A 21,149-nucleotide genomic window follows, 5' to 3' on the forward strand; every position below is an offset into this window, starting at 1 on the left:
CGGAGCATGGAGCCAATTCCAACGCACCAGTGCTTCGGTCTGACCGAGTTCCTGAGCGAGCCGCGCTCGCTCTCGCGAGCCACCGGGAAGGGCCGCAACCGCATCGCCGATCGACGCCGGACGCCACGCGCTGCCGGATCGGCACTCGACCGTTCCCGGCTCGAGTCGAGGCCGTCCGAACGCGCCGAGGCGGCCGCGCGCTCGCCAAGCTTGCGCGCCACTGCGCCACTCGAAGGGCCGCGCCGGGTCGGACGCCGGCGTCAAAGGACCGAACAGATTTTCGTACAAGGCCGCTGCAATGAGCTGGCGCACGATCCGCTCATCCGGTCGGGCAGGGATGTCACCGGGAAGCGACACGAGCTTCTCCCCGTCGCGCCGCACGGCGATTGCCGAACAGCGGATTTGCTAACTGCACATAGATCGCGCGGCCGTCCTCGGACTCCAGCTCGTCGATGTCGAACATCCGTGTCAGCAGATTGGCCTTCGCGGCGACGGTCGGGCGCTCGACAAGGCCGATGGCGAAGTCGCGTCCGACGCCGCCGAGTTCGTGCGCCAAGTCGTCGAGCCGCTCGCGCAACATAATCAGCAATGCTTCTTCGTCGATCAGTCGATCCTGCCCCATGCGGGCGATTACCGAGCAGATCTGATTGACTATCAGGTAATAGGCGAACCGCTCCTCGATCACGCGATCGTCGAAATACAAGCCGCCGATCTCGGCGGTGTCCGGCACGAGCGCGACCAGCCGATCGCGATGGGCATTCGACAGGTAGAAGCCCTGATTGTCACGATAATAGGAGGCGGTCGGCAGGCCGGAGGAGACATCGAGCAGAACGTTCTGCTGATGCGCTTCCAAGGCGACGCCGAGCTCGTCATAGAGCCTGACGAGCGGGTCCAGCGCGCAATCGAGATAGGCCGAGAACCATTGCCGGGCAGCGCTCGCCACTGGCACGCCTTGCTGCGCGGCATGTTCACGCACCAACAGGTCGAGCCGTGAGCGCGCGCAAGGCGGAGGATCGGCCGTCAGGGCCGCGATCGTGATGCCCTTGCTCTCGTTGCCCGTAGTGAATGGGTTCTCGCGGAAGATGACTTCGAATCCGCTCTCGGTACGGCCGGGGAGGGCGAGCGTCAGGTAGGCTGGATCGCGGATCAGGCGGAAGCAAGGATGGCGCGCCAGGAAGTCGGTGCGCGTGAACAACCGCGACATTGCGACCCCCGCCTTGAGCTCGGGCATCCGATTGATCCGCAAGGAGTTGGTGATCCGCACCGGCAGGGAGAATTTCAGCATCCACGGAATATCCGGGCTGTACAACGTGCGGACCGAAGACGTCGATGAGAACTCCGCCCCGAACGAACCGAGGCAGCGAAGCCGGCCTTGCCTGGCGAGTCCCGCGATGTCGGGATCGAGCATCACGGCTTCTGCCTGCAGCGGATGGAGGGGAAGAAGGGCTTCGCCCGGACGCAACGTCGGGCGGTCGGCCACCGGGAGGAGTGCCTCGAGAATGTCAGGGACGGAAATTTCTTCGGTGCCACGGTGATGTAACAACGCTGCGTCGACGGCGAAGTATGTGAGTGGAAATCGGCCGCGATGCTCCGGTGCATAAGCAGGCTGCTGCCAATCGGTCATGCCTTGCCGACTCTTCGGCGTCGGGTGCAGCCAATGCCCGAATATCAGGCTTTGTTCGCCGTCGAGGAAGGTTCGGCCGGCCTCCTCGGATGACCGCTGCAGGCTTTCGGCAATGCACTGATAGCTCGCGAGTACGCGGCCGAGCAGCTCTACCTCCTCATTGCGCAGCGTTTCCGCCCGCGCGGCGCCGATTCCGGAATAGCATTCCTGCACCATCAGATAGAGCGCGCGCAGCGGTGCGATCTCATGCCAGGCGTTCTCCGGTGCTCGGCAAATGAAGACGCGCCCGAAGCGGAGCGGACCGCACAGCGACTCCCGTTCGATTTCGGCGCGTAATGTCGCAGCCGACATCGGGCAGGACCACTCGACGTAGTTCTGACGATCCCCGCACTCCGGTCGTTTCTGTGAGGGCATTCCAGGGTCGATTTCGCGCCGGTAGCAATTGGCAAAGCTCTGGAACGTTGCGCGTTCTGCGAGCTCGCGCATGGATTCGGGCATCGGTATGTCTTCCGCAAAGCGGCCCGAAATGCGAGGCCGTATGGTATCAACGGTCGACAGCGGCCAGACCCGTAATCGTGGCGGCATCCATAGTTTAGAATTCAACCAATCATCGATTGCAAAGACCGTGCGGCGTTGACAGATCCGCGAGGAATGCGATTAGAAGAATGATCGGAGGTAATGTTCACGAGCATCGCTCTCGCACCGACTTTTTGTTGGCGATAGCGTCGGCGATTACTTCGAACGCTTCCCGTTCAGTCGGGGCTGATGCGCTACGATGGGGATCTCATGTCGTCTGCGACAGAACTGCTCAGTATACTTGGAGCGGAGCAGGGCCAGCTCAAACGGATGGTGCGTCGCATCACCGGCAATGCGCATACCGCCGAAGACGTCGTCCACGAGACGTTCATCAAGCTGATGAACCGCAAACTGACCGAACGCGACGTCGGTCTCGTTGTCACGACCGCGCGCAACCTTGCTTGCGACACGATCCGGGCAGAACGCGTCCGTGCCGCTTATGCCAGCAATGTATCGTCGGAGCAGTTGCAGACCGGTGTGGCAGACCCCGAACACGCGGTGGCTAGCCGGCTGGATCTCGACGCTCTGCTGCGCGCGCTGCAGACGCTGCCCGTGCGCACCCAACGCATCTTTCTGCTGAGCAAGGTCGACGGCATGACCTATCCGCAGATCGCGCGTAGCCTGAACATTTCGGTCTCGACCGTCGAGAAGGAGATGATCTGTGCACTCGAATTCTGCCGGACTTGGCGTCAGCGTCGCGAGACCATCTAATTATCGTCTCGAGCGGGTTCGGCTCGCGAGCGATCGCGAGTTCGCTCGGGAGGCGCGGGTCCTTTGCGATCTTGGACGGAAGTCACCACGACGTAAATCCGCGTCCGAGAACAAGGCGCATGAAGAGCTGAGGTGATACGCTAACGAAGGCGCAGCCACGGCGGGCTCATTTCCGGCAAGCATGGGCCAGCGCATTTTCTGGCCCCGTGAACGGCCCGCCTTTAATTCCATGGCGGTCCCGCTCGACGAGGCCGGTCGCCCCCCCCTGGCCGAGGCGGCCGCCGCTTCCGCGAAGTCCTCAATGGGAGGAAGGCGGCAAGGTCGGGATGGCCGGCGTGCGCCGTTTCTCATCCTTAATTCGCAGCTCTGCGAGTCCATGACGGTGATTTGGTGCGACCTTGGATTTTCATCACTGTCGTTTTTGGAGCCGGCGGCCTGCGATTCCGAAGCTACCAGTCGGTTCCAACGATCTCGGCGTCGAGAGGCCGCCTGCAACAGAAAATTGTTGCTGATTCGAACCCATTTTCGCCGTGGTTGTAAAATCTGTTCGCGCCCGTCAACAGATTTTACAAAATAAAATCAACGGTTATGGCGGAAGGGGTGGGATTCGAACCCACGGTACCCTTGCGGGCACGCCGGTTTTCAAGACCGGTGCCTTAAACCACTCGGCCACCCTTCCGGACCGGGAGCCGTCGTCATGGCAAGGCGGGACAGAGGTCGCCGGCCAGCGGTTGCGACGGCGTCCGCTGCGCTTGTTTAGGGTGGATTGCCTGGCGGGGTCAACGGCTTGCCTGAACGCCTTTTGAAAGCCGACGGCAACGATCAGCCCGGCGCGATGTCCGACTTTGGTTAAAGCGGTGCGCTCTTCGAGCAGTTCCGTACCGGTCCTGAGCGGTGCCGCGGGTAAGGGCGGATTAGGGTTAATCAACTGGTCTCTTGCCGCGGGGCCGAGGTTTCCCCGGGAAGTGAGTTCGTTGGAATGCGTAAGCCCGACTTTGACGTTCGTCCGAACGCCGAGCCGATCGATCATCCGCTCAATCGTGCCCCCGTCGTTCACACCCGCGACCCTGAAGCGATGCGCGAGGCGATGCTGTCGGTCTATGGGGCGCGGGATTTTGTGGCGGAGGCGGAGGGTTTCGAGGGATTCGGCAGCTATGTTGGGCTAGAGGGCGTAGGGCTCGGCTTCTGCGCCTATGCGGCGCCGGCGGTGGCCGAGTTCGACGAGACGGACTTCGCCCGGGTGCAGATCGCGCTACGCGGCAGCAGCCGGACCTCGTCCGGCTCGTCCAGCGTCGATGTCGATCCCGAGCATTGGTGCGTATCGTCGGCCGGTACGCCGTCACGGCTCGAATTCGGCCCCGACTACCAGCAGATGATCCTTCGGATCACCACTTCGACGCTGACAGCCGCGCTGGAGGCGCTGCTCGGCGTCAAGCCACGCGGCAAGCTCACCTTCGCACCGCATCTGTCCTGCGACGAGCGTGGCGCGTCGGCGCTCCGCGATCTCGCTCTGTATGTCGCCCGCCACGTCGATCCGGCTGCTCCGGCCATGCCGCCGTTCATGCTGCGGGAGATGCAGCAGGCGCTGGTGGTGTCGTTTCTGAGCGTGACCCGGCACAATTACAGCAGCCAACTCGACCGCGACGCCCGGGATACTGCTCCCGATTACGTCCGCGTCGCTGAAGATTTCATCGAGGCGTCCTGGAATCGGGCGATCACCATCGTCGATCTGGCGGCGGTGACCAATGTCGGCGTCCGCAGCCTGTTCAAGGCCTTTCAGAAGCACCGCGGCTATTCGCCGATGGCGTTCGCCAAGGCGGTGCGGCTGAACAAGGCGCGCGAGATGCTGCTGTCGGGGGATCCGTCCCGCTCGGTCACCTCGGTGGCATTCGCCTGCGGCTTCACCAATCTCGGCCATTTCGCCAACGACTATCGCCGCCGCCACGGCGAGCTGCCCTCGGAAACGCTGACACGTCGGCGCTGACCGGCGCCCCGGCCGCCGCTTGGGCTGCTCCGTCGAGTTGCGCATAGGCAGGTGGCGTCGTCTTCGCTAACCATGTGGCGTCAGGATGATCGGGGCGCGCCGCGGGCGGGCGCGGGAGCGGCAGAGCCGGCCAAGGTGAGCGAAGACGGCAGCATCGGGCATTCCAGCAACCTCGTCGGGGTGCCGATGCGGTTTCTCACCGGCGTCGGCTTCAACGACGCGCCGGTGCCGCTCCATATCGCCGGCGTGCGCGAGATGAATCCCAGTCTGTTCGAGATGCTGGGGCAAGCGCGCGACCTCGCTGAAGCCGGCGAGGCGTTCGCCTGCTACATGACGGCGCTGTTCGGGATCGACGCCGAACAGCGTGTCCGCGGCCGCGATGGCCGCCGCCGCTTCCGCTCGTCCTACCTCGATCTGATCAAGGGCTGGGGTTTCGACAGCAACGGCGCCGAGGGCGCGGTGCTGAAGGGCTGGGTCGAAAGCCGGTTCGGGCTGTTTCCGACCTTTCACAAGGAGCCGATCCGGCGGATCGCCAGTCCGGTGTGGACCGTCTATGTCGAACAGAAGATGTCGAGCCGGTTCCACAACAACGCGATCTTCGTCCAGCTCGATCTTCTCTATGAATTCTGCCAGTGGGCTTTGACGCATTTCTCCGCCACCGGCAGCACCCATGTGACGCTGTATCGAGGCGTCAATGGCTTCGATGAGCATCAGATCGTCGAGCGGCTCGACAAGCGCCACTGCATCATCCGCCTCAACAACCTGACCTCGTTTACCTCCGACCGGGGTATAGCCGATTGCTTCGGTGATACCATTCTGACGGTGCGGGTGCCGGTGGCAAAAATCCTGTTCTTCAATCGGCTGCTGGCCGCCCATCCGCTGAAGGGCGAGGGCGAGTATCTGGTGATCGGCGGCGACTATCGCGTCACCGCGAGCTACTTCTGAAAGGGCGCGCCATGACCTCGCCGAGCCTGCAAGACCGCGCGCTCGCCGCCTATCTGGGCTTTGCGATCGGCGACGCGCTCGGCGCCACCGTCGAGTTCATGACCAAGTCGGAGATCGCGGCACGCTACGGCGTGCACAAGGACATCATCGGCGGCGGCTGGCTGCGGCTGAAGCCGGGGCAGGTCACCGACGACACCGAGATGGCCCTCGCGCTCGGCCGCTCGCTGATCCGCTGCGGCGGCCTCGAACTTTCTGATCTCTGCGACGAATTCGCCGCCTGGCTGAAGACCGGCCCCGTCGATGTCGGCAGCACCTGCCGCCGTGGCATCCGCCGTTACATCACCACAGGGGAGATGCAGGGGGCGTATTTCGAAGGCGACGCCGGCAACGGCGCCGCGATGCGGATCCTGCCGCTGGCGCTCGCCACCTCCGGTCGTCCGGAGCAGGCCGAAGCGTGGACTATCGCGCAAGCGCATATTACGCATCATCATCCGCTATCGGATGCCGCAGCGCTCGCGCTGGTGAAGATGTTGCAGACACTGCTGGCGGGGCAGGGGCAAACCGCCGCCCGCGTCATCGCCGACGATCTGGTGCACGCTCACCGTATCTTCGGCTTCACGCCGTATCGCGGTCCAGCCACGGCTTACGTGGTCGATACCCTTCGCACCGTGCTGCACTACTATTTCGCGACTGGCAGCTTAGCCGATTGCCTGATCGCCACCGTCAATCAGGGCGACGATGCCGACACCACCGGCGCGCTCGCCGGAATGCTCGCCGGCGCCACCTACGGCCTCGCCGCAATCCCGAAGCGTTGGCTCGATCGGCTCGACCGCGAGACGGTCACGGCGATCCGCGGTCAGGTGCCGAAGCTGTTGGAACTGGCGGCGGCCGCGCCTGGGTAGCGGTTCGCCTGGATGGTGCCGCACATGGGAAAGGCTCCGCGCTCTGCGGAGCCTCTCTCGCGACCGTTCAGATCTGGACGAGTGACGTCCCGAGATCATCCCGTTTGCAGGATCGACCCCAGCTACGATCAGTGCTGTTCGATCTCCAACAGCGCGACGAACTGGTGGATGAAATCGTAGATGCTCCAGTACAGCGCGCCGTGTGTATCGATGTCGTCGGTGCGAAACGCCTGTGCGAATGATGCCATGACTGCCACCCTTGTTTTTGTTGTGCCGCGGACGCCGCTGGCGTCGTCGCGGGAGCAGCCTCGGCCGGCACCACTTAACAACTGGTTGGATGGGCAGGCGCTCGTACTTTGGAGCGTTAGCGGACGTTGAACAAACGCCGCTGAGCGACAGAAATAACTACACCGATACCAAGCGGAACGGTATGTCGGGATTCTGGTCGTCAATAATTACCAGCGATGCGCGTGCTAAATGTCTCGGTTCAAATAAGCTCAATCGTCGACGCGGGTCAAAATGGCCTTCATCGGAAGGCCGGGTGTCTCGTGGGCGTAGCCTTCGATCGTGACGTAGCCATCCTTGGCGACTCCATCGAAGACGATTTCGAACGGCTCGATCCCGAACACCGACAGCCGCGAATGATCTGACGAGTAGCGTACCCCGCGCAGATTCCCGCTCACTGTCAGTCCCTTCTCCGAATAGGCGCCGGAATACAGGAACGTGGAGTCGCCGCCCTGGATCTTGCCGTCGTGAAGAAAGATCACGCCGTGCGACTTCTTTCGCGCCGTCTCGAACTCGGCCTTGTAGAATCCTCGAAGATGATCGGTCATGTCCGCCCTTGCGATCGCTGAGGGTGCTCTACCACTCCAGGTTTAGTAAGAGAAGCGGTGGATGCATCTGGAGTTGAAAAATGCTGCGGGAGCTTAGGCGAGGCGGTGCGGCGAGGGCGTTCTGATCGCACGCGAAGTTGCCGGCGAGCGGTCGATCGCGGTGCATCAAATTGCTGCACAAAGGCGGTAAAAGCGGCAGCTTTCGCATCAACAATGCGCTTGACTTGAACTACGAACTCGACGACCGTAATGGTCAAGCGTTGGGCAACTAAGCCCTGAGACGCAAAGAGTTTTGAACCATTTCCGACACCGCGCTGATCGATGCGCGTTTGGTTGGTGGCGAAAGCGCCCTCGGCTCGACAGCCGGTGGGCGCTTTTTGTTTTTGGACACAGGCATGACGAAGCGGCTGCGCATCGGTGTGATGTTCTCCACGACCGGCTCCTACGGGGCGGTCGGGCGCACCATGCTGAACGGCGCGATGCTCGGTCTCGGCGAAGTGGCGACCAGCGGAAACGGGCTGGAGATTGAGCCGGTCATCGTCAATCCCGGCGGGGACCTGTCGCAGTATCGCGCGTTGGCTCACGAGCTGCTGGCCTCCGGTGTGCGGCAAGTGATCGGCTGTTACACGTCGTCGAGCCGCAAAGAGGTGATTCCGTGCTTCGAGAAGCACGATGGCCTGTTGTGGTACCCGTCGCACTATGAAGGCTTCGAGAGCTCTGACAACGTCATCTATACCGGCGCCTCGCCGAACCAGCACGTGCTGCCGCTGGTCGATTATCTTGCCGCCAAGCATGGCAAGCGCGCCTTCTGCATCGGATCGAATTACATCTGGGCGTGGGAGAACAACCGGATCTTCCGCGAAGCGCTGATCGCGCGAGGCGGCGCGGTGCTGGCGGAGCGCTATCTCCCGGTCGGGGACACCGACGTCGATCGCGCCATCGCGGCGATCCTGGAGCAGCGCCCGGATTTCGTGTTCAACAATCTGATCGGTACCAGCGCCTACGCGTTCTTCCGTGCGTTTCGTGCGGCCTGCCGGGCGCGTGGCGTCGACCAGGCCGCCGAGATCCCGGTGGCGAGCTGCACGCTGGCCGAGCCGGAGCTTTCCGAAATCGGAGCGGAAGCGGTCGACGGGCATCTGTCGTCCAGCGTGTATTTCGCTTCGCTGGCAGGCGCCGCCAACGATGCCTTCACCCAGGCTTACGCGACGAAGTTTCCGGAGGCGCCTCCGACGTCGGCGGATGCGGAAGCTTGCTACATCGCGGTCAAGTTGCTCGCCGCCGCTTTGCAGCAGGCCGGCACCGATGAAGCGAGCGCGGTGCGCGCGGCGGTCGCCGATCAGCGTCTGATCGCTCCCCAGGGGGAGGTGCGGATCGATCCGCAGACCTATCACGCCTGGCTGACACCGCGGATCGGACGGTCGACGGCGGCGGGTCAATTCGAAGTGCTGCTCGAAGCGCCTGAGCCGATCGCGCCCGATCCGTATCTGGTGCAAACCTCGCCGCGGTTCGCCGCCGCTATGCGTTCTCCATTGTTGAGGCTGGTGAAGTCATGACCTTCCGACCGGTTCAGAACTTCAAGGGCGGCCGCGCGCTCGTGGTGATGGAGCGCACGGGCAGGGAAGGCGCGCTGGAGCCGACGCTGGCCAAGCTCGGCGTCAGCTGCGAGATCGCCCCGATCGTCGACGGACGGGCGCAGATTGAGCTCGCTTCGCTGGTGCCTGATCGCGACATGCTGTTCGTCGACGGCGATCTCGACGATGTCCTGGCGATCGAGCTCAATCCGCTGTCGCAGTTGCCGCCGGTGCCGGTGATCGGGCTTGTCGGCGTCGAAGCGCCAAGCCGGCTGAAGGCACTGGTCAATCTCGGTGCCACCGCGTTCCTGCGCAAGCCGGTGCACGGCGGCGCGGTGTACTCGGCGCTGTTCATGGGCATCAACCAATTTCTCCTGCGTGGCGGGATGCAGGAGCGCCTGCAGACGCTCGAGGAGCGCCGTCGCGGCCGTAGGGCCGTGCTGCGCGCCGTGGTCCAGCGGATGCGGGACAGCGGCCTCGACGAGGACGGCGCTTACGACCAAATCCGCCGGGAGAGCATGCGCGTGAGGCAGAGCCTGGAGAGTTACTGCGAGGATCTGCTGAGCCGACGGGCGAGGCCGCCCGATTCGACTGGCCACACCGGCACTCCGCCGCTGCACCGTGGCGACAAACGAGCGATGTAGGAGACAGCAACATGACCGGAACTGTACTACGGGGACTGCATGCCGCAGTCCTCACGGGGACGCTTGTCCTCGCGTCAGGCGCGGCGTTCGCCGCGGAGAAGCCGATCAAGCTCGGTGTGCTCGAGGATCAATCGGGCGATTTCGCGGTGGCGACGATCGGCAAGGTCCACGCCATCCAGCTCGCCGCCGACGAGATCAACAAGGCCGGCGGCATCATGGGCCGGCCGCTCGAACTGGTGGTGTACGACACCCAGTCCGACAACACACGCTATCAGGAGTTCATGCGCCGGGTGCTGCAGCGGGACAAAGCGGACGCGGTGTTCGCTGGCTTCTCTTCGGCCTCACGCGAAGCCTATCGGCCGATCGTCGATCAGCTCAACGGTCTTGCCTTCTACAACAACCAGTATGAAGGCGGCGTCTGCGACGGCCACATGATCGTCACCGGTGCGGTGCCCGAGCAGCAATTCTCGACGCTGATCCCCTGGATGATGGAGAAATACGGCAAGAAGGTCTACACGCTCGCCGCCGATTACAATTTCGGCCAGATCTCGGCCGAGTGGGTGCGCAACATCGTCAAGCAGCACGGCGGCGAAATGGCCGGCGAGGAGTTCATCCCGCTCGGGGTGTCGCAGTTCTCGCAAAGCATCCAGAACATCCAGAAGGCCAAGCCGGACTTCGTGGTGACGCTGCTGGTCGGCACCGCGCAGGCTTCGTATTACGAACAGGCGGCCTCCGCCAACGTCAACCTGCCGATGGCGTCCTCTGTCAACGTCGGGCAGGGCTACGAGCACAAGCGCTTCAAGCCGCCGAGCCTGAAGGACATGTACGTCACCACCAACTACATCGAGGAAATCGACTCTCCCCAGAGCAAGGCGTTCCTGGCCAAGTTCAAGGCCAAGTTCCCGAACGAGCCGTACGTCAATCAGGAGGCCGAGAATTCCTATCTCGCGGTCTATCTCTACAAGCAGATGGTGGAGCGGGCGAAGTCGACCAATCGCGACGAGATCCGCAAGGTGATCGCGCAGGGTGACGTCTGCATGGATGCGCCGGAAGGTAAGGTCTGCATCGACCCGAAGAGCCAGCACATGTCGCACACCATCTATCTGGCGCACGTCAATGCCGATCACTCGATCGACTTCCCGAAAGTCTGGCCGGACATCAAGCCGTATTGGCTCGGCGAGGCCGGCTGTGACCTGACCAAGAAGGATCCGATGGCGCAATACACGCCGTCGAACCCGCCGCCCAAGTAAGTGCGGCGGCCCGCTCCGGCGCACCCTGACGCGCCGGAGCGGCTGCTCTGCCTCCAACGGACTTTCGTCGGGCCGCCGGAGCCGCGGCCTTCCACGCCCACCTTGCTGGACGTCAGATGGACATCGCTACCTTCGCCTTCGCGGCGCTGTATCAATTCGCCGACGCCTTCGCCTTCCTGGTGCTGTCGGCCTGCGGGCTCGCCGTCATCTTCGGCATGATGGGCGTCATCAATCTCGCCCACGGCGAGTTCATCATGTGCGGCGCCTATGTCACCGCCACCGCTGTGCACGCCGGATTGCCGTTGCCGCTCGCCATTCTGGCCGGGGCGCTGGTGTCTGCGGTGGTGGGCATGCTGGTCGAGTTCGTGGTGGTGCGGCATCTGTATGAACGTCCGCTCGACACCATCGTGGCGACCTGGGGCCTCAGCCTGATTGCGACCCAAGGGACGCTGATCGTGATCGGGTCGACGATGGCCGGTGTCGGCACGCCGTTCGGCAGCTTTCAGGTCGGCGCCTATTCGTACTCGATCTACCGGATCGTGTTGTTCCTGGCTGCGCTCGGCGTGCTCGGATCACTGTACGCGCTGTTCAATTGGACCTCGTTCGGCGTGAAGGCGCGCGCCACGATCCAGGTGCCGCATATGGCGGACGCGCTCGGCGTCGACACCCGCTGGATCTACAGCCTGACATTTGCCTGCGGTGCCGGCCTCGCCGGGCTTGCCGGCGGGCTCTACGCGCCGACCATGACGCTGGTGCCGACGATGGGCGCGACCTTCTTGATGGAGGCGTTCGTCACGGTGGTGATTGGTGGCGCCGATGTGTTTCTCGGCACCGCGCCGGCTGCTGCGGTCCTCGCGGTGGTGAAGTCGGCGATGACCTCCTGGCAGGGCCAGTTGTTCGGCCAGATCGGCCTGTTGGTCGCGGTGATCATTGTGGTCCGGGTGCTGCCGAAAGGCATCTCCGGCTTCCTGCTGCGCGAACGGACCTGAGGGAGGCGAGGGTGAACGGTTTGATCTCTCTATTCCGCCGGCTCGAAGGCCCGCAAACCAAAGGTCGCGGCAAGCTGTTCTGGTCGGTGTTCGTGCTGGCGCTGCTCGGCGCGCTCGCCTATCCGATGTTCAGCGACGGCTACACCGTCGGCAACACTGCGTACTTCTTCGTCTGGGTGTTCATTGCGCTCAGTCTGTGCCTGATCTGGGGCTACGGCGGTGCGCTGTCGTTCGGCCAGACCGCATTCTTCGGCATCGCCGGCTACAGCTACGGCATCCTGACGCTGAACTTCGGCGCGGCGTACGGTTTCACGCTGGTCGCGGTGCTGGCAGCGATCGCGATCGCCGCGGTGGTGGCGCTGCTGCTCGGCTACTTCATGTTCTTCGGTCGGATCGAGGGCGTTTTCCTCGGCATCGTCACGCTCGCCGTGACCTTGATGCTGGAGCGCTTCATGGCCCAGACCGCCGGACCGGAATGGCGGATCGGCGCGGCGCGGCTGAACGGCTTCAACGGCATGAGCGGAATGCCGCCGATCACCATTCCCTGGTTCGACGGGCCGATCGTGCTGTTTGCCGATGTCGGGCTGTATTACCTGATCCTGGCGCTGGTGGTCGTGGTCTATCTCGGCCTGCGCATCCTCGTGAACTCGTCGTTCGGCAACGTCATCGTGGCGATCCGGGAGAATCCGGAGCGCGCCGAGATGCTGGGCTACGACATCCGCAAGTATCAGCTCATCAACTTCGTGATCGGCGCCGGGCTCGCCGGACTGTCGGGCGTCCTCTACACCGCCTGGGGCCAATACATCACGCCTTCGAGCATGGGCATGACATCGGCGGCGCTGCCGCTGATCTGGGTCGCGGTCGGGGGGCGCAGTGATCTGACCTCGACGCTGGTCGGCACGCTGGTGGTGCTCGCCGGTTTCCAGGCTCTGACGATCTACGGCAGCCAATATGCACTGGTGGTGATGGGGCTTCTGCTGGTGCTCACCGTGTTGATTGCGCCGAATGGCCTGGTGCTGGGAGCAATGAACGTGATCGGCCGGCTCGTCGCCCGCGCCAAGGGAGGACGGAACTGATGGCGCTGCTGCAACTCCGCGGCCTGAACAAGCATTTCGGCGGCCTGCACGTTACCAATCAGGTGAACCTGTCGTTCGAGACTGGCGAGATCCACTGCCTGATCGGCCCCAACGGCGCCGGCAAGAGCACGCTGTTCCGGCTGATCCTCGGCGAATACGCGCCCGGCTCCGGTGAGATCTTCTTCGCGGGCGAGAACATCACGGCGCTCAAGTCGTTCGCGCGGATCGCGCGCGGGCTCTCGGTGAAGTTTCAGGTGCCCGGCGTGTTCAAGGGCTTGTCGGTGCGGCAGAACCTCGAGATTGCGCTGCAACGGACGCGGCACGGCGCCGAGCTCGATCAGGAGATCGATCGGCTGCTGGCGTTTCTCGGCCTGGAAGCCGAGCAGAAGCAGACCGCGGGCAATCTCAGCCACGGTCAGAAGCAGTGGCTGGAGATCGGCATGGCGACCAGCCTGAAGCCGCGGATGCTGCTGCTCGACGAGCCGACGGCAGGGATGTCTCCTGAAGAGACGTTCCAGACCGGTGAGATGGTCAAGCGGCTCAATGCCGGAGGCATGACGGTGCTGGCGATCGAGCACGACATGGCGTTCGTCCGCCAGGTCGCGCAGCGCGTCACTGTGCTGCATCTCGGTCAGGTGTTCGCACAGGGCTCGATCGACGACATCGTCGCCGACGAGCGGGTCGCGGCGATCTATCTCGGGCAGGCTCATCACCATGCGTAAGGAAGTCATCCTCAACACCGTGGGACTGCGGGCCGGCTATGGTGGCAAGCCGGTGCTGCAAGGCCTCGAGATCGAGGTCCGGGAAGGCGAGATCATCGCGGTGATCGGCCGCAACGGCGTCGGCAAGTCGACGCTGATGAAGAGCCTGATCGGGCTGATCCCGGCGATGGACGGCTCGATCGTGTTCCGCGGCGATGCCATCGAGCATCTGCCGGCGTTCAAGCGGGCGCGGCTCGGCATCGGCTACGTGCCGCAGGGCCGCGACGTATTTCCGCGGCTCAGCGTTGCCGAAAACATCGCGGTCGGAGCCTCGATCAAGGGCCGGCTCACCGAGCAGCAGCGCCGCGAGGTGATCGAGACGTTTCCGATCCTCGGTGAGCGTTGGAGCCAGCGGGCTGGCACGATGTCCGGCGGCCAGCAGCAGCAGCTTGCGATCGGCCGGGTGCTGGTGGCGGATCCCGAGCTGATCCTGCTCGACGAACCGTCCGAGGGTATTCAGCCGAACATCGTCCAGGACATCGCCCGCGACATGGTCGCGCTGAACGCCAAGACCGGCGTCACCATCATCTTAGTCGAGCAGAACCTCGACATGATCCGGGCGATGGCCCAGCGCTGCTACGTCATGGACAAGGGCCGGATCGTTGCCGACCTCGACCGCGCCGCGCTCGACGACGAGGCCGAAATGCGCCGTCACCTCGCGGTGTGAGCTGATTTCAACCAAGGAGACCAACATGGCCTGGCAGACTGAATCGATCATGGCGCGCAAGGGCGTCGCCAAGGGCGTTCGCGGCGCGACCCACACGCTCACCGAAGCGCAGCAGGGCAAGTATCACTACGTCTATGGGCCTTATTTCGACAAGGTCCTGACCGTCGATCCCGGCGCGGTGGTGGCGGCCGAAACGCATGATGCGTTCGAAGGCGCGATCAAGAGCGAGACCGACGTTCCTTCCAAGATCCTGAACTTCCCGTTCCTCAATCCGCAGAACGGCCCGATCTGGGTCAATGGCGCCGAGAAGGGCGACACGCTGGCGGTCTACATCGAGAGCATCGTCCCGCGCGGCCCGCAGCCGCGGGGCACCACGGTGGTGATGCCCGAGTTCGGCGGCCTGGTCGGCACCGGCAACACCGCGCTGCTCAATCCGCCGCTGCCGGAGCGGGTCAAGAAGCTCGAAATCACCGCCGAGCACGGCACCAAGTGGAACGACAAAATCACGCTACCGTATGAGCCGTTCATCGGCACGATCGGGACCTCTCCGGAGATCGAAGCGATCTCGTCGCTGGTTCCGGACTATTACGGCGGCAACATGGATCTGCCCGACGTCGGCGTCGGCGCCATCATCTATCTGCCGATCAACACCGCGGGCGCGCTTTTGTATCTCGGCGACTGCCATGCCGCGCAGGGCGACGGCGAACTGTGCGGCGTTGCGATCGAGCATCCGACTGTCACCACGGTGCAGATCGATCTGATCAAGGGCTGGCCGATCCACTGGCCGCGGCTCGAGACCAAGGATTTCATCATGACGATCGGCTCGGCGCGGCCGATGGAGGATGCCGCCCGCATCGCCTATCGCGAGCTGTGCCGATGGATGGCGGCCGACTACGGCTTCGACGAGATCGACGCTTATATGCTGCTGACGCAGGCCGGCCGCGTCCGGCTCGGCAACATGGTCGATCCGAAGTACACGCTCGGCGCGTCGATCAAGAAGTCGTTCCTGGTGTGAGGGGAGCGACGGCGATGTCGCAGCTGCTGAAGGTCGCTACCGTCCAGTTCGAGCCGATCATGGCCGAGAAGGAGCGCAACATCACGCGCCTGCTCGAGCTGTGCGAGGAGGCGGCGGCGGGAGGCGCCAAATTGATCGTCACCCCGGAGATGGGCACCACCGGCTATTGCTGGTACGACCGCGCCGAGGTGGCGCCGTTCGTCGAGCTTATCCCGGGGGCGACCACGGCGCGGTTCGCCGAACTGGCGCGCAAGCACGATTGCTACATCGTCGTCGGCCTTCCGGAAGTCGATGAGGACGGCATCTACTACAATTCCGCCGTCCTGATCGGCCCGGAGGGATTGATCGGGCGTCACCGCAAGACGCATCCTTACATCTCCGAGCCGAAATGGTCGGCGGCGGGCGATCTGCACAATCAGGTGTTCGATACCCCGATCGGGCGGATCGCGCTCTTGATCTGCATGGACATCCATTTCGTCGAGACCGCGCGGCTGATGGCGCTGGGCGGCGCCGACATCATCTGCCACATCTCCAATTGGCTGGCGGAGCGTACCCCGGCGCCATATTGGATCAGCCGGGCGTTCGAGAATTCGTGCTACGTGATCGAGAGCAACCGCTGGGGGCTGGAACGCACCGTGCAGTTCTCCGGCGGAAGCTGCGTGATCGCGCCGGATGGCGGCATCGCTGCGGTGATTGATGGCGGCGACGGCGTCGCTTTCGCCCACATCGACCTCGAAGCGGCCCGTGCGCGGCGGATCGGCGGTGAGGCGGTGTTCCGGCAGCGGCGACCGGAGCTGTATCCCGAACTGCTGACCGGCACCTTCAGCTGGAATCCGTACGACTTCTTCGGCCTGTACGGACACGAGGCGTGGCCGAAGGGCAAGCGCTCCAAGCTCAGTGCCGCGCAGTTCGCCCCGAGTGGCGACGTGGACGCCAATCTCGATCGGATCGAGGCGCTGGCGCGCCAGGCGGGAGCGGACGGCGCCGAGATGGTGGTGTTTCCCGAGCTGAGCCTGACCGGGTTTGATGATCCGAAGGGGCTTGCGATCTCTGTGCCGAGTGCCGCTACCGACCGGCTTGCGGCGCTCGCGGGCGAGCTGTCGCTGTATCTCGTCTGCGGTCTCGCCGAGCGCGACGGTGAAATTCTGTATAACAGCGCGGTGCTGGTGGCACCGGACGGCAGCCTCACGACCTATCGCAAGACCCATCTGACCGAAGACGAACGGAGCTGGGCGCAGCCCGGCGATAGCTTCGTCGTGACCGATACGCCGCTCGGCCGCGTCGGTCTGCTGATCGGCCACGATGCGATGTTTCCCGAAGCCGGCCGCGTGCTGGCGCTACGCGGCTGCGACATCATCGCGTGCCCGGCCGCGATCGCGACCCGCTTCAGCACGCCGCATGCGGGCACAAGCGTCAAGCAGCCGGAGCCGATCCCGACCGGCGCCGACCCGCACCACTGGCATCATTTCAGGGTTCGCGCTGGCGAAAACAACGTGTTCTTCGCTTTTGCCAATGTGGCGGATGCTGCAAGAGGCTATCCCGGACTGAGCGGCGTGTTCGGGCCGGACACGTTCGAATTTCCGCGCCGCGAGGCGCTGATCGGGAGCGAGGAGGGTGTCGCCACCGCGACCATCGACACCTCCAATCTCGACAGCGTGTATCCGACCAACGTGGTGCGGCGGAAGGATCTGGTGGCGATGCGGATGCCGCACAGCTATCGGCCGCTGGTGCAGGCTGTGGCCGGCAACTACTAACCAAGGGGAGCGAGCATGGATCTGGGATTGAAAGGCGCCAAGGTACTCGTCACCGGTGGCACTAAGGGCATCGGCCGTGCGATCGCCGAGATCTTCGCGGCGGAAGGTGCGCATGTCGGCCTCTGTGCGCGCAATGCCGCCGAGGTCGAGAGCGCGGTCGCTGCGCTGCGGGCGAACGGCGTATCGGCGTTCGGCGGTGCCGTCGACGTATCCGATGGACCGGGCTTGAAGGCGTGGGTGGCCGACATGGCGGCCAAACTCGGTGGCATCGATGTCGTGGTCGCCAATGTCAGCGCGCTGGCGATCGGCTCCGACGAAGAGAGCTGGGCGAAGGGCTTTGCCACCGACATGATGGGCACCGTGCGGCTGATCGACGCCGCGATGCCGTATCTTGAACAGAGCGCGCAGCCAGCGATCGTCACCGTCTCCAGCGTCTCGGGGCGAGAGATCGATTTTGCCGCGGGGCCCTACGGGACCTTCAAGGCGGCGATCATCCACTACACCCAGGGGCTGGCGTATCAGCTCGCCGCCAAGGGCATCCGTGCCAACACCGTTTCGCCCGGCAACACGTATTTCGAGGGCGGGGTATGGGAGCAGATCAAGAACGGCAACCCTGATCTCTACAACACCGCGCTCGCGCTCAACCCGACGGGGCGGATGGGTACGCCGCAGGAGATGGCGAATGCCGTGGTGTTTCTCGCCAGCCGTGCCGCCAGCTTCATCACCGGCACCAATGTGGTGGTCGACGGCGCGCTCACCCGTGGCGTGCAGTTCTGAGGCGCTATACGTTAAGTTGTGTCGCCTTCATTCTGTACGATGGAATGATGATGTTACCAAATACCTCTGGGAGGTGAGCAAGCCGAAATAACTACGTGCCGCGTGCTGATCAGTTGCGACGCGGCGTGTCGATCAGGCTATACAGCCGCGTTCTGGGTGGTGGGGGCCGCGGTGTCGAGTAGCAGCAGTAACTGCGCGGTCTGTCGATCGGCGACGGAATTGCTGCGCGCGCGCCCGCTGGTCGAGGGCTACGCGCTTCGTGACTACGCGTGCCCGCAATGCGGCGGCGTGTTCAAGATCGTCGTCAAGTGCGAGGAGGCTCAGCCTCGGCAGCCGCCGAAGCCGGACAAATCGTGAGCGCTTCATCGGATGTCGGCGCCAGGCGCTGTACGACCGCGTTGTCGATTCGCAGCGTCACCGCGTCGCCAATGTCGAGCCCGCTCGATTCAGATAAACGCAGCCGCAGCTTGCGGCCGTCGACCAGCACCGCGCAGACGCCGCTTGCGTCGCGCTCGCCGAGATAGATGCCGCTGACGACAAACGGATCGCGGCCCGACGAAGCGACCAGTGACTCTGCCGGTGTGCCGTCGAACACCACGCGGCCGTGCTCGATCCGGACGACGCGGTCCGCGAGGCGAAGGATCTCGGATGCGTCGTGGCTGACCAGCAGCGTGGTGGTGGCGAAACGGCGATGCAGCCGGAGCAGATCGTCCTGCAGCTTGCGTCGCATCGCCGGATCGAGTGCCGACAGCGGCTCATCGAGCATCAGCAGCGACGGCCGCCGCGCCAGCGCGCGGATCAGCGCCAGCCTCTGCTTCTGTCCGCCCGACAGCCGGTCCGGCATGGCGTCGGCCAGCCCCTTGAGCTCGACCAGTTGCAGCAGTTCGTCGACCTCATCGCGATGGGCGCGTGATCCGATCGCATAGTCGACATTGCCGCGCACCGTCATGTTCGGAAACAGCGCGTAGTCCTGAAACACCAGTCCGATCGAGCGCCTTCGCGTCGGCAGGTTCACCCGCGCCGCGCTGTCGCTCCACAGCGTTCGGCCGACGCGGATGCGGGCCTCTGCCGGTCGCGTCAGCCCCGCCGCGGCGCGGAGCAGGGTCGTCTTGCCGGCGCCCGAAGGACCGGTGATCGCCACCAGTGATCCCGGCGCGATCCTCAAGTCGACGTCGAGCCAGAATGGTCCCGCCGGCCCGCTCAGCGGTGTGCGGACGCGTAGCGCGATATCGTCCGTCCCATTCTCCATTGCCTGTCTGCCTAGTGAGATCGTTGTATAGTGAAATATGCAACGATCGCTGTCTCTGCTAGCCAGAGGTCGGCGAGCGGATGCAAGGGCGAGGGTTTGGAATGGTGTGGTCGATCAGATCGGCGGTGATGGGTGTGGCTCTGGTGTCGTCCGCGGCGCCGACCTTTGCGGACGAAACGACCCTGGCTGCTGGTGCAGGCTATCGGCGGCCGATCGCCGAACTGGCTGCAGCCTATGAAAAGCAGTCGGGTGACAAGCTTTTGCAGGTGTACGGCCACATGGGGCAGGTGCTGGCGCAGGCGCGTGAAAGCACCCAGATTGCCCTGGTGTGCGGCGACAAGGCTGTTCTGGAAAAGGCCAAGGATGTCGGCTTTGCGCAGATCGCGCCGCTCGGCCTCGGCCGGCTGGTGATCGCCTACCGCAAGGGCCTGACGCTTGCGAAGCCGGAAGAGATCGCGGCGCCCGAGTTCAAGCGGATCGGCATCCCGGATCAGGCCAGCGCCGTCTATGGCAAGGCCGGCCGACAGTTTCTTGAGCGCAGCGGGCTGGCCGCAACGATCGATGCCCGTCTCGTGCCGGTCGCCACCGTGCCGCAGGTAACGAGCTACGTCGCTAGCGGCGAGGTGGATGCCGGCTTCATCAACGCGACCGATGCGATCGGCGCGGCTGGTAACATCGGCGGCTATGTCGCGGTCGACCGCAAGCTGTACGATCCGGCCGAGATCGTCTGCGGCGTGCGGGCCCCGGCGGCGAAGGCGGCCGAGGCTTTCGTGCAATTCCTCGGCACCGAGCAGGCCCGCGCCATCCTGCAGCGCTACGGGCTGTAGGCTGCGATGCTGGCTGCCGCGATCGAGGCGCTGCGCGATCCGGCGCTGATCGCGCCCGCGCTGTTGTCGCTAAAAATCGCCGCGGCGACGCTGGTGCTGCACATCGTGCTCGGCACGCTGCTCGGCTGGGCGCTGGCGCAGCGATCGTGGCCGGGCCGCACCGTCCTCGACGCGGTGGTGACGATCCCGCTGGTGTTCCCGCCGATCGCGCTCGGCTTCTTCCTACTTCTGCTGCTCGGACGCCGCAGCCCGGTCGGGCAATGGCTCGACACCAGCTTCGGCTTCAGCTTCGTGTTCTCGGTGGAGGGCGTCCTGCTGGCCTCGGTGATCGCCGGCCTGCCGCTGGTGGTGAAGCCGATCGAGGCGGCGATCGCCAGCGTCTCCCGCAGCCTCGGCGAGGCATCGCGGACGCTAGGCCGCAACGAACTGGAGACGTTCCTGTTCGTGATCCTGCCGAACATCCGCGGTGCGATCGTCGCCGGCTTGGTGCTCGGGACCGCGCGGTCGCTCGGCGAGGTCGGCATCACTTTGATGCTCGGCGGCAACATCGTCGGCAAGACCAACACGATCTCGCTCGAGGTCTACAACGCGGTGTTCAATGGTGAGTACGGCCGCGCGGCGGTGCTGTCGGCGCTGCTCGGCTTGGTATCGCTGATCGTGTTTGCGGTGCTGCGGCGGGCATCGCGACCTATCCCGCATTGAGCGGCGTTGGGGGAAGGACTAATCCTCGCGCGACAGCTTGGCTTCCAGCTTCTTCAGCGAGTCGGCCGATGGCGGTGCTTTCTTGAACTCGCGGATCGCCTCTGCCAGTTCCTGATCGGTCATCGGCGTCGCAGGCTGACGCAACCGGCCGCCGGCGAGACCGTCGGCGATCAGATCGAGGTGCTCATCCGGGCCGTCGAAGAACTGCCGGATGCGGGCGAGAAAGGCTCGGTAGGGCAATGGACCTCCTGACGGACGGAGCTGCGCCCTGGCGGCTGCGACGTCCCATGTT

General features: G+C 64.3%; 20 protein-coding genes and 1 tRNA gene. 16 read left to right on the top strand and 5 right to left on the bottom strand.

Annotation, left to right across the window (positions count from 1 at the left end; translation table 11 throughout):
* Positions 1-340 precede the first annotated feature (340 nt).
* Positions 341-2,122, bottom strand: a complete 1,782-nt coding sequence (locus VRZ08_RS07255) for an IucA/IucC family protein (protein ID WP_414532122.1) — start codon at positions 2,120-2,122, stop codon at positions 341-343.
* Between the two features lie 267 nt (positions 2,123-2,389).
* Between VRZ08_RS07255 and VRZ08_RS07260 the strand changes: the two genes are divergently transcribed.
* On the top strand, positions 2,390-2,911 hold the full coding sequence (locus tag VRZ08_RS07260) for an RNA polymerase sigma factor (RefSeq protein WP_414532123.1): 522 nt from the start codon (positions 2,390-2,392) through the stop codon (positions 2,909-2,911).
* 589 nt (positions 2,912-3,500) lie between these two features.
* On the opposite strand, the gene VRZ08_RS07265 is transcribed toward VRZ08_RS07260, so the two are convergent.
* Positions 3,501-3,590: transfer RNA gene (locus tag VRZ08_RS07265), tRNA-Ser, on the bottom strand.
* Between the two features lie 300 nt (positions 3,591-3,890).
* On the opposite strand from VRZ08_RS07265, the gene VRZ08_RS07270 reads away from it, so the two are divergent.
* The 3 genes from VRZ08_RS07270 (at position 3,891) to draG (ending at position 6,742) form a co-directional block, all read left to right on the top strand.
* Positions 3,891-4,895 (top strand): AraC family transcriptional regulator, encoded by a 1,005-nt coding sequence (locus VRZ08_RS07270; RefSeq protein ID WP_414532124.1) that lies wholly within the window; start codon positions 3,891-3,893, stop codon positions 4,893-4,895.
* A gap of 72 nt (positions 4,896-4,967) precedes the next feature.
* Positions 4,968-5,840, top strand: coding sequence for an NAD(+)--dinitrogen-reductase ADP-D-ribosyltransferase (locus VRZ08_RS07275; RefSeq protein WP_263991727.1), 873 nt, complete (start codon positions 4,968-4,970; stop codon positions 5,838-5,840).
* A gap of 11 nt (positions 5,841-5,851) precedes the next feature.
* On the top strand, positions 5,852-6,742 hold the full coding sequence (gene draG, locus VRZ08_RS07280; protein WP_414532125.1) for an ADP-ribosyl-[dinitrogen reductase] hydrolase: 891 nt from the start codon (positions 5,852-5,854) through the stop codon (positions 6,740-6,742).
* Between the two features lie 497 nt (positions 6,743-7,239).
* On the opposite strand, the gene VRZ08_RS07285 is transcribed toward draG, so the two are convergent.
* On the bottom strand, positions 7,240-7,575 hold the full coding sequence (locus tag VRZ08_RS07285) for a GrlR family regulatory protein (RefSeq protein ID WP_414532126.1): 336 nt from the start codon (positions 7,573-7,575) through the stop codon (positions 7,240-7,242).
* Positions 7,576-7,970: 395 nt separating this feature from the next.
* Between VRZ08_RS07285 and VRZ08_RS07290 the strand changes: the two genes are divergently transcribed.
* The 10 genes from VRZ08_RS07290 to VRZ08_RS07335 all read left to right on the top strand — a co-directional run bounded on the left by VRZ08_RS07290 (position 7,971) and on the right by VRZ08_RS07335 (position 18,079).
* On the top strand, positions 7,971-9,128 hold the full coding sequence (locus VRZ08_RS07290) for a transporter substrate-binding domain-containing protein (protein WP_414532127.1): 1,158 nt from the start codon (positions 7,971-7,973) through the stop codon (positions 9,126-9,128).
* The gene (locus tag VRZ08_RS07295; RefSeq protein ID WP_414532128.1) at positions 9,125-9,790 is read left to right on the top strand and encodes an ANTAR domain-containing response regulator; all 666 of its coding nucleotides are present in this window, start codon (positions 9,125-9,127) and stop codon (positions 9,788-9,790) included. Before VRZ08_RS07290 ends, VRZ08_RS07295 begins: the two co-directional genes overlap by 4 nt.
* An 11-nt stretch (positions 9,791-9,801) precedes the next feature.
* A complete protein-coding gene (locus VRZ08_RS07300) occupies positions 9,802-11,040 on the top strand; it encodes an urea ABC transporter substrate-binding protein (RefSeq protein ID WP_164571498.1) in 1,239 nt (412 codons plus the stop codon).
* Between the two features lie 116 nt (positions 11,041-11,156).
* The gene (locus VRZ08_RS07305) at positions 11,157-12,029 is read left to right on the top strand and encodes an ABC transporter permease subunit (RefSeq protein WP_107344338.1); all 873 of its coding nucleotides are present in this window, start codon (positions 11,157-11,159) and stop codon (positions 12,027-12,029) included.
* Positions 12,030-12,040: 11 nt separating this feature from the next.
* The gene (locus VRZ08_RS07310; RefSeq protein ID WP_107344339.1) at positions 12,041-13,105 is read left to right on the top strand and encodes a branched-chain amino acid ABC transporter permease; all 1,065 of its coding nucleotides are present in this window, start codon (positions 12,041-12,043) and stop codon (positions 13,103-13,105) included.
* Positions 13,105-13,827, top strand: coding sequence for an ABC transporter ATP-binding protein (locus tag VRZ08_RS07315; protein ID WP_011157964.1), 723 nt, complete (start codon positions 13,105-13,107; stop codon positions 13,825-13,827). Before VRZ08_RS07310 ends, VRZ08_RS07315 begins: the two co-directional genes overlap by 1 nt.
* Positions 13,820-14,533: an ABC transporter ATP-binding protein gene (locus tag VRZ08_RS07320; RefSeq protein ID WP_164637866.1), complete on the top strand. Its 714-nt coding sequence runs from the start codon at positions 13,820-13,822 to the stop codon at positions 14,531-14,533. Before VRZ08_RS07315 ends, VRZ08_RS07320 begins: the two co-directional genes overlap by 8 nt.
* A gap of 25 nt (positions 14,534-14,558) precedes the next feature.
* Positions 14,559-15,548 carry an acetamidase/formamidase family protein gene (locus VRZ08_RS07325; RefSeq protein WP_414532129.1) on the top strand — a complete coding sequence of 330 codons (990 nt, stop codon included), beginning with the start codon at positions 14,559-14,561 and terminating at the stop codon, positions 15,546-15,548.
* A 14-nt stretch (positions 15,549-15,562) separates the two neighbouring features.
* Positions 15,563-17,302 carry a nitrilase-related carbon-nitrogen hydrolase gene (locus VRZ08_RS07330; RefSeq protein WP_414532130.1) on the top strand — a complete coding sequence of 580 codons (1,740 nt, stop codon included), beginning with the start codon at positions 15,563-15,565 and terminating at the stop codon, positions 17,300-17,302.
* Positions 17,303-17,317: 15 nt separating this feature from the next.
* Complete coding sequence (locus VRZ08_RS07335) at positions 17,318-18,079, top strand: SDR family NAD(P)-dependent oxidoreductase (protein WP_414532131.1); 762 nt, start codon at positions 17,318-17,320, stop codon at positions 18,077-18,079.
* Positions 18,080-18,383: 304 nt separating this feature from the next.
* On the opposite strand, the gene VRZ08_RS07340 is transcribed toward VRZ08_RS07335, so the two are convergent.
* Positions 18,384-19,328, bottom strand: coding sequence for an ABC transporter ATP-binding protein (locus VRZ08_RS07340; RefSeq protein ID WP_414532132.1), 945 nt, complete (start codon positions 19,326-19,328; stop codon positions 18,384-18,386).
* Positions 19,329-19,429: 101 nt separating this feature from the next.
* Between VRZ08_RS07340 and modA the strand changes: the two genes are divergently transcribed.
* Positions 19,430-20,155 carry a molybdate ABC transporter substrate-binding protein gene (gene modA, locus VRZ08_RS07345; protein ID WP_414532133.1) on the top strand — a complete coding sequence of 242 codons (726 nt, stop codon included), beginning with the start codon at positions 19,430-19,432 and terminating at the stop codon, positions 20,153-20,155.
* A gap of 6 nt (positions 20,156-20,161) precedes the next feature.
* A complete protein-coding gene (gene modB / locus VRZ08_RS07350; RefSeq protein WP_414532134.1) occupies positions 20,162-20,857 on the top strand; it encodes a molybdate ABC transporter permease subunit in 696 nt (231 codons plus the stop codon).
* Positions 20,858-20,875: 18 nt separating this feature from the next.
* Here modB and VRZ08_RS07355 read toward each other — a convergent pair whose 3' ends face one another.
* Positions 20,876-21,097: a hypothetical protein gene (locus VRZ08_RS07355; RefSeq protein WP_107344345.1), complete on the bottom strand. Its 222-nt coding sequence runs from the start codon at positions 21,095-21,097 to the stop codon at positions 20,876-20,878.
* Positions 21,098-21,149: the final 52 nt, after the last annotated feature.

This window comes from Rhodopseudomonas sp. G2_2311, from assembly GCF_047501505.1.
Taxonomy (GTDB): domain Bacteria; phylum Pseudomonadota; class Alphaproteobacteria; order Rhizobiales; family Xanthobacteraceae; genus Rhodopseudomonas; species Rhodopseudomonas palustris_H.

Bases quoted from the DNA above. Each gene is read 5' to 3' on its own strand.
- VRZ08_RS07255 (WP_414532122.1), bottom strand. From the start codon at position 2,122: ATGCCCGAATCCATGCGCGAGCTCGCAGAACGCGCAACGTTCCAGAGC.
- VRZ08_RS07340 (WP_414532132.1), bottom strand. From the start codon at position 19,328: ATGGAGAATGGGACGGACGATATCGCGCTACGCGTCCGCACACCGCTG.
- VRZ08_RS07315 (WP_011157964.1), top strand. From the start codon at position 13,105: ATGGCGCTGCTGCAACTCCGCGGCCTGAACAAGCATTTCGGCGGCCTG.
- VRZ08_RS07270 (WP_414532124.1), top strand. From the start codon at position 3,891: ATGCGTAAGCCCGACTTTGACGTTCGTCCGAACGCCGAGCCGATCGAT.
- draG (WP_414532125.1), top strand. From the start codon at position 5,852: ATGACCTCGCCGAGCCTGCAAGACCGCGCGCTCGCCGCCTATCTGGGC.
- VRZ08_RS07260 (WP_414532123.1), top strand. From the start codon at position 2,390: ATGCGCTACGATGGGGATCTCATGTCGTCTGCGACAGAACTGCTCAGT.
- VRZ08_RS07275 (WP_263991727.1), top strand. From the start codon at position 4,968: ATGTGGCGTCAGGATGATCGGGGCGCGCCGCGGGCGGGCGCGGGAGCG.
- VRZ08_RS07300 (WP_164571498.1), top strand. From the start codon at position 9,802: ATGACCGGAACTGTACTACGGGGACTGCATGCCGCAGTCCTCACGGGG.
- modB (WP_414532134.1), top strand. From the start codon at position 20,162: ATGCTGGCTGCCGCGATCGAGGCGCTGCGCGATCCGGCGCTGATCGCG.
- VRZ08_RS07285 (WP_414532126.1), bottom strand. From the start codon at position 7,575: ATGACCGATCATCTTCGAGGATTCTACAAGGCCGAGTTCGAGACGGCG.
- VRZ08_RS07320 (WP_164637866.1), top strand. From the start codon at position 13,820: ATGCGTAAGGAAGTCATCCTCAACACCGTGGGACTGCGGGCCGGCTAT.
- VRZ08_RS07290 (WP_414532127.1), top strand. From the start codon at position 7,971: ATGACGAAGCGGCTGCGCATCGGTGTGATGTTCTCCACGACCGGCTCC.
- VRZ08_RS07335 (WP_414532131.1), top strand. From the start codon at position 17,318: ATGGATCTGGGATTGAAAGGCGCCAAGGTACTCGTCACCGGTGGCACT.
- VRZ08_RS07305 (WP_107344338.1), top strand. From the start codon at position 11,157: ATGGACATCGCTACCTTCGCCTTCGCGGCGCTGTATCAATTCGCCGAC.
- VRZ08_RS07330 (WP_414532130.1), top strand. From the start codon at position 15,563: ATGTCGCAGCTGCTGAAGGTCGCTACCGTCCAGTTCGAGCCGATCATG.
- modA (WP_414532133.1), top strand. From the start codon at position 19,430: ATGGTGTGGTCGATCAGATCGGCGGTGATGGGTGTGGCTCTGGTGTCG.
- VRZ08_RS07295 (WP_414532128.1), top strand. From the start codon at position 9,125: ATGACCTTCCGACCGGTTCAGAACTTCAAGGGCGGCCGCGCGCTCGTG.
- VRZ08_RS07325 (WP_414532129.1), top strand. From the start codon at position 14,559: ATGGCCTGGCAGACTGAATCGATCATGGCGCGCAAGGGCGTCGCCAAG.